This window comes from Saccharibacter floricola DSM 15669 (assembly GCF_000378165.1).
Classification (GTDB): domain Bacteria; phylum Pseudomonadota; class Alphaproteobacteria; order Acetobacterales; family Acetobacteraceae; genus Saccharibacter; species Saccharibacter floricola.
On sequence record NZ_KB899342.1, the window covers coordinates 1 to 15305 of the forward strand.

At 51.4% G+C, this 15305-nt stretch carries 16 protein-coding genes, 1 tRNA gene and 1 pseudogene; 8 read left to right on the plus strand and 10 right to left on the minus strand.

The window, feature by feature from the left end; translation table 11 throughout:
* From F457_RS13960 to F457_RS14400, 4 genes and pseudogenes are all read left to right on the plus strand, one after another.
* Positions 1–190, plus strand: a pseudogene (locus tag F457_RS13960) (autotransporter outer membrane beta-barrel domain-containing protein); the annotation flags it as partial.
* A gap of 140 nt (positions 191–330) precedes the next feature.
* Positions 331–1401: an SDR family oxidoreductase gene (locus F457_RS0108690; protein WP_018980748.1), complete on the plus strand. Its 1071-nt coding sequence runs from the start codon at positions 331–333 to the stop codon at positions 1399–1401.
* Positions 1402–1723: 322 nt separating this feature from the next.
* Positions 1724–2041 carry a transposase gene (locus tag F457_RS14395; RefSeq protein WP_408735139.1) on the plus strand — a complete coding sequence of 106 codons (318 nt, stop codon included), beginning with the start codon at positions 1724–1726 and terminating at the stop codon, positions 2039–2041.
* Positions 2042–2115: 74 nt separating this feature from the next.
* The gene (locus tag F457_RS14400; protein ID WP_018980749.1) at positions 2116–2337 is read left to right on the plus strand and encodes a transposase; all 222 of its coding nucleotides are present in this window, start codon (positions 2116–2118) and stop codon (positions 2335–2337) included.
* Positions 2338–2957: 620 nt separating this feature from the next.
* On the opposite strand, the gene nfsB is transcribed toward F457_RS14400, so the two are convergent.
* The gene (gene nfsB / locus F457_RS0108700; RefSeq protein ID WP_018980750.1) at positions 2958–3614 is read right to left on the minus strand and encodes an oxygen-insensitive NAD(P)H nitroreductase; all 657 of its coding nucleotides are present in this window, start codon (positions 3612–3614) and stop codon (positions 2958–2960) included.
* A 211-nt stretch (positions 3615–3825) separates the two neighbouring features.
* Here nfsB and F457_RS0108705 point away from each other — a divergent pair, with 211 nt between their 5' ends.
* Complete coding sequence (locus tag F457_RS0108705) at positions 3826–4638, plus strand: hypothetical protein (RefSeq protein WP_018980751.1); 813 nt, start codon at positions 3826–3828, stop codon at positions 4636–4638.
* Between the two features lie 152 nt (positions 4639–4790).
* Here the strand turns inward: F457_RS0108705 and F457_RS0108710 are convergent.
* The 7 genes from F457_RS0108710 to hisB form a co-directional block, all read right to left on the minus strand.
* Positions 4791–4866: transfer RNA gene (locus F457_RS0108710), tRNA-Glu, on the minus strand.
* A gap of 71 nt (positions 4867–4937) precedes the next feature.
* On the minus strand, positions 4938–5315 hold the full coding sequence (locus F457_RS0108715; RefSeq protein ID WP_018980752.1) for an HIT domain-containing protein: 378 nt from the start codon (positions 5313–5315) through the stop codon (positions 4938–4940).
* Positions 5316–5328: 13 nt separating this feature from the next.
* A complete protein-coding gene (locus tag F457_RS0108720) occupies positions 5329–5673 on the minus strand; it encodes a phosphoribosyl-ATP diphosphatase (protein ID WP_018980753.1) in 345 nt (114 codons plus the stop codon).
* 17 nt (positions 5674–5690) lie between these two features.
* Complete coding sequence (gene hisF / locus F457_RS0108725) at positions 5691–6452, minus strand: imidazole glycerol phosphate synthase subunit HisF (protein ID WP_018980754.1); 762 nt, start codon at positions 6450–6452, stop codon at positions 5691–5693.
* Positions 6446–7789 (minus strand): 1-(5-phosphoribosyl)-5-[(5-phosphoribosylamino)methylideneamino]imidazole-4-carboxamide isomerase, encoded by a 1344-nt coding sequence (hisA, locus tag F457_RS0108730; RefSeq protein ID WP_040921033.1) that lies wholly within the window; start codon positions 7787–7789, stop codon positions 6446–6448. The genes hisF and hisA overlap by 7 nt, the downstream gene beginning before the upstream one ends.
* 62 nt (positions 7790–7851) lie before the next feature.
* Positions 7852–8499, minus strand: a complete 648-nt coding sequence (gene hisH, locus F457_RS0108735) for an imidazole glycerol phosphate synthase subunit HisH (RefSeq protein ID WP_026294308.1) — start codon at positions 8497–8499, stop codon at positions 7852–7854.
* Positions 8500–8526: 27 nt separating this feature from the next.
* The gene (gene hisB / locus F457_RS0108740) at positions 8527–9129 is read right to left on the minus strand and encodes an imidazoleglycerol-phosphate dehydratase HisB (RefSeq protein ID WP_018980757.1); all 603 of its coding nucleotides are present in this window, start codon (positions 9127–9129) and stop codon (positions 8527–8529) included.
* Between the two features lie 105 nt (positions 9130–9234).
* Between hisB and F457_RS0108745 the strand changes: the two genes are divergently transcribed.
* The 3 genes from F457_RS0108745 (at position 9235) to F457_RS0108755 (ending at position 11600) form a co-directional block, all read left to right on the plus strand.
* On the plus strand, positions 9235–9849 hold the full coding sequence (locus F457_RS0108745; protein WP_018980758.1) for a nitroreductase family protein: 615 nt from the start codon (positions 9235–9237) through the stop codon (positions 9847–9849).
* Positions 9849–11069 carry a 5-demethoxyubiquinol-8 5-hydroxylase UbiM gene (ubiM, locus tag F457_RS0108750; RefSeq protein ID WP_018980759.1) on the plus strand — a complete coding sequence of 407 codons (1221 nt, stop codon included), beginning with the start codon at positions 9849–9851 and terminating at the stop codon, positions 11067–11069. Before F457_RS0108745 ends, ubiM begins: the two co-directional genes overlap by 1 nt.
* 84 nt (positions 11070–11153) lie before the next feature.
* On the plus strand, positions 11154–11600 hold the full coding sequence (locus tag F457_RS0108755) for a hypothetical protein (protein ID WP_156809413.1): 447 nt from the start codon (positions 11154–11156) through the stop codon (positions 11598–11600).
* Positions 11601–11638: 38 nt separating this feature from the next.
* Here the strand turns inward: F457_RS0108755 and F457_RS0108760 are convergent, their stop codons facing one another.
* Both F457_RS0108760 and F457_RS0108765 read right to left on the minus strand, forming a co-directional pair.
* Entirely contained in the window at positions 11639–12325 is a 687-nt protein-coding gene (locus F457_RS0108760) for an RluA family pseudouridine synthase (protein ID WP_018980761.1), read from the minus strand.
* On the minus strand, positions 12325–15246 hold the full coding sequence (locus F457_RS0108765; RefSeq protein ID WP_018980762.1) for a DNA translocase FtsK: 2922 nt from the start codon (positions 15244–15246) through the stop codon (positions 12325–12327). The genes F457_RS0108760 and F457_RS0108765 overlap by 1 nt, the downstream gene beginning before the upstream one ends.
* Positions 15247–15305: the final 59 nt, after the last annotated feature.

Genomic DNA, 15305 nt, shown 5'->3' on the forward strand with positions numbered 1-15305 from the left:
TGCCTCAACGCATCGTCGCAATACGATGGATGTGGGTGGTGTGCCATTGTCACTGGACGCTGCGGTTGTGAACTTCGGTGTTGGTGCGAAGCTGACTGACCGTATCAATGTTGATCTGTCCTATATTGGTCAATATGGGAACCACTCTGTTGATAGTGGGGCGCAAGCGAGTGTTTCTGCGGCCTTCTAAGGCCGCAGCATCGCTGGTTTAAGCGTTGTTTGGTTGAAGAGACGCTTGAGAGCATGTCAGAGTGAGTGGAGAACAGTCTCGCGATCTTACTCTCCTAATGGGGAGTGGGGTCGTGGAGACGGATATAAGGAAAACGCTCCATGACTAATACACGTCGCGATGATACCCATGATGTGACCTCTTCTTCCCAGACAACGACACGAGAAGGGGCCTCGCCTGTTGGTAGGCGAGCGCTTCTCTCTGGAATGACTGCGTTAGGTTCTTTATCAGCGTTACCATCGGCGCAAGCTGCGAAGAAAGCGGCGGGCACGACCTCAATGGGAACGGCTCCTCTGCAAGACCCTGTTCATCGTTATCCTTCTCCCCCTTTCCGCCAGCAGCCACAATCTTGGCCGGGATTGCAGAGTTCTATGAACCCTCGACCTGATTGTGGAGAGAAGAGCTATAAGGGGGCAGGGCGTCTTTCTGGACGAAAGGCGCTTATTACAGGGGGCGATTCCGGCATTGGACGCGCTGTCGCGATTGCTTATGCGCGAGAAGGCGCTGATGTTGCTATTAATTATTTGCCGCAAGAAGAAAGTGACGCGCAAGAAGTCGCAGCTCTTATTCGCAAGGCCGGGCGGCAGGTTGCGCTGATACCAGGGGATTTGCGTGAAGAAACATTCTGTCAAACATTGGTTCATAATGCTGTCAAGCAGTTAGGAGGCCTTGATATTCTCGTTAATAATGCCGGACGGCAGCATTATTGTGAGGATATTTTAGAGCTCACAACCGAAGAGTTCGACTGGACGCTTAAGACAAACATTTATGCGTTGTTTTGGTTGGTAAAAGCGGCTGTGCCTCATCTCCCTAAAGGGGCGACGATTATTAACACAGCATCACGAAATGCTTACGCGCCTAACCCTATTCTTGTTGACTACGCTATGACGAAGGCGGGGATCGCCAATATGACGCATAGTCTCGCCCGACAGCTTTTACCACGCGGTATCCGTGTGAACGCGGTGGCTCCCGGCCCATTTTGGACACCTCTACAAGTGTGTGGGGCACAGCCACAGTCTGTAGTGGAGCATTTTGGCTCTGAAACAGAGTATCATCGTCCTGGTCAACCTGTTGAGATCGCCCCCGTGTATGTAACGCTTGCATCGCAAGAAAGTAGTTATGTTACTGGCCAAGTTTGGGGCATTACGGGAGGTGACGGCTCTCCGGGCTAGGTACTGTTAGAGTTTAAAGGACAATTTTTCTCTCCATATAGAGGGGATGAGTATAATGGAAAGCGTCATTTCTGACAGGATGTGGCTTCGTCCCTTGCTCCCTGATTGAAGAATATCGTCCCAAAGGCAGGAGAGCTTCACATTATCTGAGACGAACTATTTCAGCCATTTTCTGGCGTCATTAGAATGGCACGAAATGGCGTGCCATTCCTTCTGAACTGAGGCCTTGGTGGCTCATGTGGCGGTTTCGGATCAAAAGTCTGCGTAGCGTAGGATGGGCACGGGAAAGCTTTGGCTTTTATCCTTTCTCCTGGCCATGCTTATGAGTTGCCGCAGGCCCGTGACCTTCTTGATCAAATGGCCCCAGCTCCCAACATATCTGCTGTGTGACAGAGGATATGCCTCATATAAATTCAGAAAAATTCTTCAACAGCATAAGTGCATTCCTGTCATTCCTTCCAAACGACGGCAATTCCCTTGCTACTGCCCACAATGGGCATACCGAAACAGACATGTGGTGGAAAGTCTCTGGGCAAGGCTCAAGGAATGGAGAGCGCTGGCAACACACTATGATAAAACAGCTTCATCTTTCATATCCGTGCTCTACATCGCCGCCTTAGTTGATTACCTCAAATCCTAACAGGGCCTAGGCCATGTTGACAAAAAATATTTTTGTATATGATGCACTCCTTCTCGTTGGAAAGGAGAGAGTGTATGCGCGGTGATTTAACAGACGCAGAATGGGCGATTATTGGTGAGCTTTTGCCGCCTGAGCACGGTCGCTGGTCACGTCCAGCACACGATAATCGGCTTTTTCTCAACGGAATGCTGTATGTCCTGCGTGTCGGTTGTCCTTGGCGAGACATGTATGAACGTTACGGGAAATGGAATTCCGTCTACGTTCGATTTCGCCGATGGGCCGAACAAGGGGTATGATCGTGATAACATACGAGAAACCTTGCTTTTCCATGCGGTTCTGCCCGTTATCCCACCACGATCAAACCGTAAAAAGAGCATTCCCTACGACATCCATGATTATAGGGATCGCAATCATAGTGAGCGTATGTTCAACAAACTGAAGCAATTTCGTCGTATCGCCACACGGTATGACAAAACACGAAAATCCTTCCTCGCCTTTCTCAACATCGCTGCCATGAAAATATGGATACCATCATTTGTCAACGTAACCTAGTAATTTTGCTAAATTGATGCTTATAATTGGAGTGAAACCCCCGATGGGGAGGTAACAGTTTAGGTATTTCTGGTAGAAGAAGAAAATACTTTAGAAATAGCGTAGACGATGATGGTACGCTGTGAAAACTATACAGATATTTACCACATGTTATTTTGAATAGAGGCGCGCTATGCGCATTGTGATAAGCTGACGCAAACGCGTCGAGCTATTACATCATAGCTCCGCTTTCAGCCATTACACATTGAGAGGCGCTTTTTTAAAGAAAGTGAGACAGGCTCCACTCATGATCCGCACAGAACATTTCTTTCGTAATGGGGACAGCGTGTTATGCGGATCAATGAGTAAGGGGCACTTGTGAAGGTTATGCTTTGGAGAAGACCGCTTCATATGCCAGACGAGATTTAGGACGTTTGGCGTTGGAATCTTCTTCTGAATGATAGCCCAGTGCGATCACGACCAAGGGTGTGAGCTTTTGTTGTGCTAGGTCGAATTCTTCTGACATAATGGTGGGATCGAACCCTTCAATTGGGGTTGCGTCAATGCCCATTGATGCGGCGGAGAGCAGTAAAAAGCCTTGAGCGATATAAACTTGTTTTTGAGTCCATTGCTCTAAGTTCCCAGCTTGACGATGTAAGCCGACATAATGTGTCAGTGTTTTTTTTCTAGTGGCAAAAGCTTCTTCAGTCACAAAACGACCGTCTTCTCTTTCTTTTTCAAGAAGAGTTGTGAGATACGCATCGGACAATTCTTGGCGTGCGCAGAGAAGCACAGCATGGGAGGCACCGGTAATTTTAGGGCGATTATAAGCTAATGGGCTCTGCTCAGGGGTCGCTTTCGCAATCCGTTCTTTTCCGGCATTATCATCGGCAATGATAAAGTGCCAAGGCTGTGAGTTGACCGAAGATGGGCTTAAACGCAAGGCTTCTAGAAGCTGGGCAATCGTTTCATCAGGAATGCGGCGAGCACCATCATAAGCTTTGGTTGTGTAGCGTTTCTGTAGGGTATGAAGCAGTGTCATGGTTGTTATCCTTTCTGATAAAGTTATTGTTCTATTTTAATCGAACTATTGTGAGATGACAAAGATTTTCTTGAGGAAGGGGTTTCACAGAATATGAAATCAGGATAAGTATATATGATATTTTTACTTTTAATATGAGATCTATTCTATGTGTGGTCGTATGGAGACGGTAGCATATTGCTATAATAGGAACAGGTTAGAAGTTGCCGAAATGGCACATTCACGACAATCTGATCAAGAAGTCTATTTCTATTGTCCTGAATGCCATGTTGGAGTGGTTCCAGCTCGAAGTCGGAAGAATAACTATTTTTTTCGTGCGTTATCTGGGCATTTACATCAGAAAAATTGTTCTTTTTATAAGGAGAGGATTGAAGGGAGTGGTCATTATAGCCCTCAAGAGCATTCTTCTGCAGAACCAGAGAGGCTTCCTCCTACCATTTTGGGGGCAATCGCAACACAACATCGAATTGGGAAGCCATCTCCTAGAGACTTACCTCAGCTGATTCGTCAGGCGAAGGAAGCACCTTTAGTTGTTGAGGGTTCATTTGAACAAGTTGTTGAGGCATGGAATACGATGTCTCGAGATAAGAAGCGGCTGACATCCTTAACGATCAATGGCACGCAAGGCACGTATGAAGATCGTTTCGAATTTATTGGAGATACTACAAAAAACGCCAATGACTTCAACTGGGAAGATAAAATTATTTATGGAAAGACATGTCTTGCTAAAGGAAATCGAGAAGGGGTTTATTTTCTGGATTCTATAAGAAAATTTGACGTTGGAGAGGAAAAAAGAAAGGTTTTAAATATTATTATTAGGGAAGAGTATTCTAAACAAAAACAAAAGAAATACATACGTAATTTACTTAATGATGGTGAAAAACGCTCTGACGCTTTTACACTCTTTATACATGGCTGCCGTCCAGAATATAATTATGAGAGAAAAAAAATTGGTCTTAGCTTACCTGACAATAGTACGTATAAAGGTGTTTGTGTAAGAGCAAATAAGCGAGCACAACGTTAATAGTATTGATTCGATAGATATTCAGTTAGTCAGGAGAATCATGTGGTGGGGCTCGATGCTCGTCAGCGACAGACCAGCCCAAAACGTGGTTTTGTAATGGCCTTATATCATCATACTTTTATATGAATAGCCAAAAAATGACAGCTTTGCGCTGGTGTCCCGTACGGGATTCGAACCCGTGTTGCCGCCGTGAGAGGGCGGTGTCCTAGGCCTCTAGACGAACGGGACTAAAGGCGTGAGCGTCTTTTAGGGGAGTTATTGCCGGAGTGCAAGAGCAAAACAGGCACTCCGGTTGCATTTTATGTGTTTGAAGGGCTTAGAAGGGGACCAAGAGCTTTTCCACCCAGCATATGGATATGAAAATGCGGGACTTCTTGACCGCTATCCGGCCCAATATTGCTGATAATGCGGAAGCCATGATGAATGAGCGAATGCTCAGCAGAAATTTTATCTACAAGCTTCCAGAAATCAAGGATCTCGTCGTTGGATGCCCGAGAGGTGAAGTCGTGGAAGTCCGTGTAAGCACCGCGAGGGACGACGAGGATATGCACCGGCGCCGCTGGTGAAATATCGTAAAAAGCGAAAGAATGTTTGCTATCGCAGACACGTTCAGCGGGGATTTCACCGCGCAGAATGCGGGCGAAGACGTTATTAGGATCGTACTGTGCGTTGCTCATGAGAACTCTCCCCTCAGGGCGTATGTTTAGGGCGTGATGCTTTTTCTTCAATGCCGCTTGTGCCTTCACGGCGCTCAAGCTCTGCCCAGACATCGCTAGGCTTCACTCCAGCATCAACCCACATCACAACGAGATGATAGAGCACATCGGCACTTTCACTAATGAGGGCATCGCGGTCTCCGTTGACAGCCTCAATGACACATTCAACGGCTTCTTCACCGAATTTTTGCGCAATTTTGTTCCGACCCCGTGCCATTAGTCGTGCTGAATGACTTAAAGAGGGGGAAGCGTCTTTACGCGAAACAACGGTATCGAACAAACGTTCGAGCACGTAGCGGGCTTGAAGATCTTTGCTCATCACATTCTCACTTTATATTATCGTCCGAGACGCACAGGCAAGTCTGCGTTATGCAGGGCTGCTTTGACATCATGGATCTGGAATTGCCCGAAATGGAAAACACTGGCGGCGAGTAGCCCGCTGGCTCCTGCCTGTGCCCCCTCAATAAAATGTGCATATTCGCCAACACCGCCTGAGGCAATGACGGGGATAGCAACGCGGCTACAGACTGTTTTGAGGAGTTCTAGGTCAAAGCCAGAGCGTGTTCCATCGCGATCCATACTGGTGAGCAAAATCTCTCCAGCGCCGCGTTTAGCCATGTCTTCTGCCCAAGCAACGGCATCAATGCCGGTCGGCTCGCGCCCGCCTTTGGCGTAAACCTCCCAGCCGCCTTTGCCGTTAGAGCGTGCATCAATGGCCACCACAATGCATTGGCTTCCAAAACGCTCTGAGGCTTCATTAATCAGCTCAGGTGTACGGATAGCGGCTGAGTTGATGGCGCATTTATCGGCTCCACTCAGCAGGAGACGGCGGACATCTTCACATCGGCGCACGCCCCCACCAACGGTGAGGGGGAGGGACACTTCTGCTGCGGTGCGTTGCACAACGTCTAAAATCGTATCGCGATTATCAGAGCTTGCCGTGATGTCGAGGAAGGTGAGCTCATCAGCGCCTGCCTTGTCGTACAGTTTGGCTTGCTCAACGGGGTCTCCTGCATCACGCAGCGAAACGAAATTCACACCCTTTACGACGCGGCCATCGGCTACATCTAAGCAGGGGATAACGCGGAGTTTTAGCATGGAGCCTCCAGCACCTTGAGGGCGTCGGGAAGAGAGATCCGTCCATCATAGAGGGCTCGGCCCACAATAACACCCTCAATCCCTGGTACATCCTGAGCGATGTTACGGAGAGCTTTAAGATGGTCAAGATTACCCACACCACCGCTGGCGATGACAGGTATGGAGACGCTGCGGGCTAACTCAGCTGTTTGCTCAAGGTCGAGCCCTTCTAACATGCCGTCACGGCTAATTTCGGTAAAGATAATGCGAGCGACCCCGGCATCTTCCATACGTTTTGCCAAATCAATGGCTGTTAGTTCAGAGACTTCCGCCCAGCCTTCTGTGGCGACACGTCCTTGGCGAGCATCAATTCCAGCCACGACACGCCCCGGCCAAGCGCGGGCAGCCTGACGCACGAGGTCTGGGTCTTTCACGGCAGCAGAGCCGAGGATAACGCGGCTGACACCGGCTTGCAGCCACCGTTCGATGGTGCGCATGTCACGCAGGCCACCGCCCAGCTGCACAGGCAGGGCCGTGTTTGCGATGATTTTTTCGACAGCATCTGCATTGGCAGAATGGCCGGCAAAGGCCCCGTCGAGATCCACGACATGGAGGTGAGTGCATCCTGCATCAGCAAAAAGCTGTGCTTGAGCGGGGGGATTATCGGAGTAATGGGTGGCGTCATCCATCTCCCCCTGACGGAGGCGAACACAGGCACCGCCCTTGAGGTCAATGGCCGGGTAAAGCGTCAGGCCTGAAGGGGCTGGGGACGCTGCGGGTTCATCATGTGACGCCGCCGAAGCAGCAGGCATATCAGCGGGCTGCCATTGAGCGACTTCTTGTTCAGGTACAACGAGTTTGGAGAAGAAAAGACCGCGCACTGTTTGTCCTTCGATACGTGTGTAATAGGGGTGCGTCCCCCAATGAGTAAAATCGAGCTTGGCTATCAGCTGGATGGCTGCATGCTGATCTTCTCGAACTTCGCAATTAACCACCTTAGAACCGCGGCGCTGTGCTCGTTTGACCATCGTCGTGATGAGAGCCAAACCATAACCACGGCGGCGTGCATAGGGGGCGATGAAGAGCGACGAGAGGCAGGCTTTAGGGCTGTAGAGCTCAGAACGTGAGGTCGGATGAGCGAGCAGACCGGCACCGCAAACCACCCCTTCATGGTCACGCACCAAAAAGAGCTCACGTTCTGGAACGAGGAGAAGCCCTTCAAAGAAACGTTGCATGTCTTGAGGGCCAGGCGGGTAAAGCCAGCCGAACGTACCACCATCGATAATGGCAGCCGTTGTGGCTTCAATCAGAGCGTCCATATCCTCTTGGCTAAGGGGAGAGGTGGCGCGGTCTATCATGATGACCTCAGAGGAAGGAGATGTCGTTGAAAGCCCCTGAGATGGGCTCAGCACCATCTCTGTCACGGTTGGGGCGTCCATTGTAGGAAGTTGCCGAGAATGGTGAGACCAACCTCTTGGCTTTTTTCTACGTGAAACTGTGTGCCGCAGCGTGACCCGCGGGCGACGATTGCCGGAACGGTCTCTCCATATTGTGTGGAAGCGATGATATCAGCGTTATCGGCATCATGGAGAGCATAGGAATGGACGAAATAGCCATGCTCACCGGGAGAAAGCCCTTCTGTTAGGGGGTGAGCGCCGGGTGTGAAGTCCAGCGTGTTCCACCCCATATGAGGCAGGCGGAGTCCTGCTTCCTCGGCTTTGACCATGCGGCTCACATGGCCGGAGATCCAACCAAGCCCTTCAGTGCGGCCATGTTCAAGCCCGTATTGGCTCATCAGCTGCATACCGACACAGATTCCCATAAAAGGGATTCCGCTTTCCGTTGCGCGTTCGATCAGTGGGCGGAGGTTGTCTTCTTCAAGCCCACGAGCGCAGTCGGCAAAGGCACCCTGACCAGGGAGAATAAGGCGGTCAGCATGCTCGATAACGCTTTCTTGGCGAGAGATCACCACATCCGCCTCAATCCCCCGGCGTGCAGCAGCACGACGTGTCGCTTGAGCGGCGGAGGCAAGATTCCCTCCATTATAATCAATGACGACAACGCGCATCATGAGAAAAACTCCAAGACCGGGGGGTTATAGAACACCTTTAGTGGACGGAATCGTGCCTTCGCTGCGTGGATCAGGCGCAATGGCCATCCGTAACGCGCGTGCGAAAGACTTAAACGCACTTTCAGCAATATGATGCGCGTTTTTCCCACTCTTGCAGGTGACGTGTACGGTGAGATGCGCAGCCATGGCAAAAGCACGAAAGAATTCTTCCACCATTTCGGTCGCCATTGTGCCGATCATTTCGCGCGGGAAGCTGACATCCCATGCCAAGAAGGGGCGGCCTGAAACATCCACAACCGACTCGCATAAAGCTTCATCAAGAGGAACGAGGGCATAGCCGAACCGTTCAATCCCGCGTTTATCACCAATGGCTTTACGGAAAGCATCCCCGAGAGCGATCCCGATATCTTCAATCGTGTGATGATCGTCGATATGAAGGTCACCTTGAGCGTGAACGTCAAGGTCTAGGCCGCCATGGCGTGCCAGAGCGTTGAGCATATGGTCAAAAAAACCAACCCCGGTTTCAATCGTGCCTTTCCCCTGTCCATCAAGACAGAGGGAGACGGAAATATCGGTTTCGCCGGTGCGGCGAGTCAGGCGAGCGCTGCGTGATGTGTGCGTATTCATAATAGTCTTGCTATACCAAGGCTTGGGTCTTTTCCAAAGGTTGCTTCTAAAAAGAAGAGAAACAACATTAAGCGTTTGTCTCTTTTTGATGGATAGGGAGAGTTTATGACGTCGTCAGCAGTCCGCTCAGAAGCAGCTTTTCAAGCGCTACTAAGCCGTTCATCAACCGATGACCTTCTCACACCGGCTCCGCAAGGTGAGCAGCTTGAGCGTATTCTTTCAGCGGGAGTACGGGCTCCAGACCACGGGAAGTTGCGGCCTTGGCGCTATATCGTTGTGCAGGGGGACGCTCGTGCCGCTTTGGCGCAGCAGGTGGTGGCAGCACTGGAACGCCAAGCCCCAGAGACGCCAGAGAAGAAAAAAGAAAAGATGATGCACCGTTTTTCTACGATGCCAATGGTGATCGGGCTAGGGATGGCGTTGCGTCCTGATGATAAAATCCCCCTCCAAGAGCAAGTGATGGCCAGTGCGGCTGGGGCGATGAACGTGCTCAATGGCTTGCATCTTGAAGGGTTTGGTGGTGTTTGGGTGAGTGGGGCCTATTGTGAGGATCGCACCTTGCTGACTCGCCTTGGTGTGGATGGCCTTGCAGGTTTTTTGTTTGTGGGAACACCACAAGAGCCTGATCGTGTAAAACGCCGCCCTGATGTGGCTCATTACATGGTGGATTGGAACGGTCTGGGAGACGTGTCGTTCCCAGTGGATAAGAGAGAGAGCTGATGACCACAAAACCACAGACTGCTGATGGATCCTATGATGTCATTATTGCAGGAGGTGGTCCGGCTGGTCTCGCAAGCGCACTCTCCTTTGCTGCCGAAGGCTGGTCGGTGTGTGTGGTGGAACGTGCGCCTGAGAGAGTGCTGGCTGATCCCTCTTTTGATGGGCGTGAAATTGCCCTGACGCACCATACAGTCCAATGGCTTAAAGATTATGGAGCGTGGGAGTTTATTGACTCTCATGCTGTTAGCCCGCTTGAGACTGCACGCATTGAAAGCGGTACAGATAATGGCCCTCCTTTGCTTTTTCAGCCACCTGAAGAAGCGCAAGAGGCAGGGGAAGCGCTTGGTTATTTGGTCGCCAACCATCTTATCCGGCGGGCTCTTTACCAAGCTGTCGCCCAGACGGTAGGAATCACGCTCTGCTGCGATCATTCCGTGACGTCTTACCGTGCGACGCGCCGTGATGTAACGGTGCGTTTGGAGGATGGGAAGGCGTTGACCGGTCGTCTGCTTGTCGGGGCTGATGGGCGGTTCTCACGCGTGCGTGACATGGCGGGCATTGGGGCGATCGTGCATGATTTCGGTCGTGATATTCTCGTGTGCCGCATGCGTCATTTGCCCTCTCATGAGCAGACGGCGTTGCAATGGTTTGATGAGAATCAGACCATCGCGCTGCTTCCCGTCGCACCTGATGGCGGCATAGGGGATGTGTCATCTCTTGTTCTGACCTTACCGCCCGATGACATCGCACGCCTGAGAGCGGCTCCTGATGATGTTTTTAATACGGAGATTACCGAGCGTACAAGGGAAAGGCTTGGGATGCTCCGTATCGTGAGTGAGCGGATTACCTATCCGTTAAAGGCTGTATATGCCCATCGTTTTCAAGCACAACGGTTAGCTCTGATTGGGGATGCTGCGGTTGGTATGCACCCGATTACAGCCCATGGTTTTAACTTAGGTCTTAAGGGACAAGAAACCCTTGTGCGTGAGATACAGGCTGGCACAGGCGATCCGGGTGATTCACGGGCATTATTTCGTTTTGAGCAACGTCACCGTCGCGATACATTTCCTCTCTTCGCGGCAACCAATGCGATTGCAGTGGCTTATACGCGTGATGAGAAACCGTTCCTCATGGCACGCCGTGCGGGATTGGCACTCGCAGAGCGTCTCACGCCGTTTAAAAAGGCTGTAACGCGTATGCTGATGGATCCAACGCGTTAAGGGAAGTGGGGCATCATCTCTTATCTCAGTTGTTTGATAGAGGTTGTCTCTGTTTTTAGATGATGGTTATTTTTGGAACGTATTATGACATGTAGAGGCCTCTTCTTTTCGTGTATTCTCGCCCTTGGTTGGACAACGGTATCTCATGCGCAGAATGTAGAGACAGCCCCACAGATTGCCCAAAAAGTTGCGGCTATGACAAACCATAGTGGAATACTGCCCCTTCATATGGGGAGTGCTTTATTGGTTACCCATTTGGAAGGGTCTGGCTCTGATCTGATTTATAATGTTGAGATTAAGAAAAAGGCCCTAAAAACGGATGCGCTTGATCCGAAAATAAAAGGTGCAGCACAGAATGTTTTTCTTAAAAACACCTGTGAGAATAGGGCAAGCTATAGTCTATTAAATAAAGGCATTACGGTCGTTGTGAATTACCGTAAGGAAGAAGCCCCAAAAGTTCTTTTAAGCTTACGCATTTCGAAAAAGGAATGTGATGCTTATCAGGCAGAGAACAGTTTACATACGCCTTAAGACGCTTTGCATTGCGTAGCACTGGCTACGAAGAATGATCAGATTATGCTCTCACATCGTGCGATGAAGGCTTGCATAGAGGCGGCCGGTGGAGCTTCCGCTGCAATGTGGTTCTCAGAAAGCTCTAGGCGCAGCGAGCGTGCGAGGAGTTGCATAGGGCCTTGGGACGATGTTGTTCCATAAAGCGGATCGCCGACAATCGGGGTGCCAAGAGCTTGGCAGTGGAGGCGGGCTTGATGGGTTCGGCCTGTTAAGAGGCGGAGCTCTAGCCAGCTTTTGCCGTCATGATGGCCAAGAAGGCGCCAGTGTGTTTCGGCTTGCTGTGCGTCTTTAGCAGCTGGAGTGGCGGTTTCTATATGCCAGCGCCCATGATGGCTCACACGACGCAGTGGTGTTGTGATCCGCCCCTCTGCGTCGTTGGGTTTCCCTTCCACGATGGCCCAATAGAGTTTCTGTGTTTGGCGAGAGGCAAAGGCGCTTTGGGCGTCTATCAAGGCTGTTTTGCGTCGTGCGATCAGCAAGCACCCGGATGTGTCGCGGTCTAAGCGATGGACAAGCCATGGCCCACCGCGTTTTTGCGGTGTGAGCCGTGTTTCAACGGAATCGATGGTTTGAGGGCCGGGATGGACGGCAAGACCTGCGGGCTTATTCACCACGAGGAAATGAGGATTTTCGAAAAGAACAGGAAGTTCTTGCCCTAGTTTAAAGAGGGGAGGGGGCGCCATTAGTCCTCATCCTCGTCATCATCTTCACGGAGAGCCGAGCGATCCATCAAGACATTGCGGCGCCCAACATGGTTAGCCGAGCTGATGATGCCTTCGCTTTCCATTTGGTCAATGATATTGGCCGCACGATTATACCCGATGGAGAGGTGACGCTGCACGAAGCTGGTGGACGCACGTTGTTCACGCACAACCAGATCAACCGCTTTATCATACATCTCATTATTACTGTCGCCGTCACCGCGGCCATTGCCACGGCTAGGGGCGGGCTCTTCTGGTTCATCAGCGGTGACGTCTGCGTTATAAACGGGTTCGCCTTTTGTGCGTAGGTCAGCCACAACGGCTTCAACCTCTTCATCGCTGATGAATGGCCCATGGACACGCGTGATGCGCGCGCCCCCTTGCATGAAGAGCATATCCCCACGTCCTAAAAGCTGCTCACCGCCTTGTTCGCCCAAAATCGTGCGACTGTCATATTTATTGGTGACTTGGAAGGAGATACGGGTTGGGAAGTTGGCCTTAATCGTCCCGGTAATAACGTCCACTGATGGGCGCTGCGTGGCCATAATGACGTGGACACCAGCAGCACGCGCTTTTTGAGCTAAGCGGAGGACGGACGCTTCAATTTCTTTCCCGGCGACCATCATCAAATCTGCCATTTCGTCAATAACGACGACGATATAAGGTAGATGTTCAATCGGTAGACGATGTTCATCAAATACAGGGCGCCCTGTCTCAGGGTCGAATCCTGTCTGCACGCGACGTGTAGGGGTCTCCCCAGAAGCTTTAAGGCGACGGATGCGGTCATTATAGCTGCTGATATTACGCACTTGATGGTCTGCCATAAGCCGATAGCGACGATCCATCTCCTGCACGGCCCATTTTAGAGCGCTGACAGCCTTGGGAGGTTCTGTCACGACGGGGGTCATAAGATGGGGGATTCCGTCATAAACTGATAGTTCGAGAATTTTCGGATCAATCAAGATAAGACGGCAATCTTCCGGGCTTAAACGATAAAGCAAGGAGAGGATCATAGCGTTGATCCCAACCGATTTACCTGACCCAGTCGTCCCGGCAACAAGTAGATGAGGCATCTTGGCAAGGTCTGCGTAAACGGGTTCCCCAGCGATGTTTTTCCCCAGTGCGAGAGGAAGTTTAGCCTTGCTCTCTTTCCAGCCATCAGCATGAAGAAGGTCGGGGAAATAGACGGTTTCACGCGTTTCATTGGGCACTTCAATCCCAATGGCGTTACGACCGGAAACCGTAGCAATGCGTACGCTTAGAACAGCGAGGGTTCGTGCAATATCGTCAGCAAGGCCGATCACGCGCGAGGAGCGCACACCAGGAGCAGGTTCAAGCTCATAAAGAGTGACGACAGGGCCGGCGCGGTATTCATTGATCGTGCCCTGTACACCATAATCATGGAGTACATTTTCTAAAAGCTGGGCATTGGCCTGCAAACTTTCCTCTGACGGGCCGACTAGGTCGCTATCAGGGGGCGGGTTCAGCAAGCTTAGGGACGGAGGCAACCAACCAGACGCAGGGGCAGGGAAGGGAGCGGCTTCCAGTCCTTTGCCACTAAGAACATGATTTGGCGCTGCTTGTGTAGGTTGGGGTGGTGCCTGTGTAGGCTGAGCAGAAGGGAAGGGAGCTGACGGTGCAGGCGTTTCGTCACTTTCTTTAGCGCGGCTGATGAAGCGTTTGAGAAAGTCAGCCGCTCCTTCTGTGGGTTGGGTAGCGGAGGGCGGCGTAACGGTTGGAGATGTTTCCTCAGGCTCGTCAAAATCATCATCGTCATCAAGCATGGAAGATGCGCTGGGTTTGGGGGTAGGCCGTTCACTATCGCGTTGGATATGAGCCAGCATCGCGCCGTAAGGATTGCTCGGTTTATTGTCTTCTTCTGCAGTGGGCTCTGCAGGGGCGACTTGTTGCGGTTTTTCGTCGTCTTGATGCCACGGTGAGGGCTGTTGTGGTGGCTGCATCCAAGGTTGGGAGGATGGTGGCATTTGTGGAGAGGTGCTGCCGGTGGTGGAGGCGACGCGTGGATCTTGACGGGCCATGTTGCGGCGAAGAAAGCCAGAGGGAAGGGCCGCTCCGGCCATCGTCATTGTTGGACGATGTATCGGTGCGCCAGATTGCGGGTTATATAATTGTGGTTCGTTGGTGTTGCCGGTAGCGTCTTGTGTGTGTTTGGTGTGTAGAAGTCGTGCTGGAAAGCGCACAACAGCTAAAAGACCACGACCGACCAACCGCCATTCATGTGTATGTAGTCCCATGGCTAATGGAACGAGAATGGTCATGAGGATAAGCACGAGAAGGAGCGAGGCAATGCCGCCCATAGAGCCCATCTCACCTGTGGCGGCATTCAGCAGACGCCGCGCGAGGGAAAGCCCGACTTGACCACCGAGGCCACTTTCAGCTGGCCAAGCAATATTCAGCCCCGGGAGTGTAAGCTGGCAGGTGCCGATAAAAAGTGCGCCAATAGGGAAGAGAACAAGTGCTGAAAGCAAACGGATGAGAGGGGCTCCGAGCGAATGGTGGCGCACGAGGCGCCAAGCCCACGCACACAGAACCAATACAGGGAGCATGCTGCTGAGGCCGAGCCACTGAATAAGAGCATCAGCAATCGTTGCGCCGCTGCGTCCGAGAATATTGGTGGGTTGTGTTCCGGTTGCGGTATTAAAAGAAGGATCGTGCGGATTAAAGCTCAGCAATGAAACAGCGATGCCGACCGCTAAAAGTAAGAGGGCTAGCCCGAGGAGCTCCATCAAGCGTGCAGAGAGTAAGCGTGATAGAGGTGAATCATGCCAGTCGGACGCGTCGGTATCATAGGCGTCGGACTGCTGAACCGTATGCGTTGACGGGCGCCGTGACGATGGAAGAAGCGCTTTGAGTTTCTGCGTTAGTTGAGTCTTAGAGACCACCCGGGACATCCTTAAGCATCGCTGGAGGGGCAGAGATTAGCGTATATGCGCTGATTCTG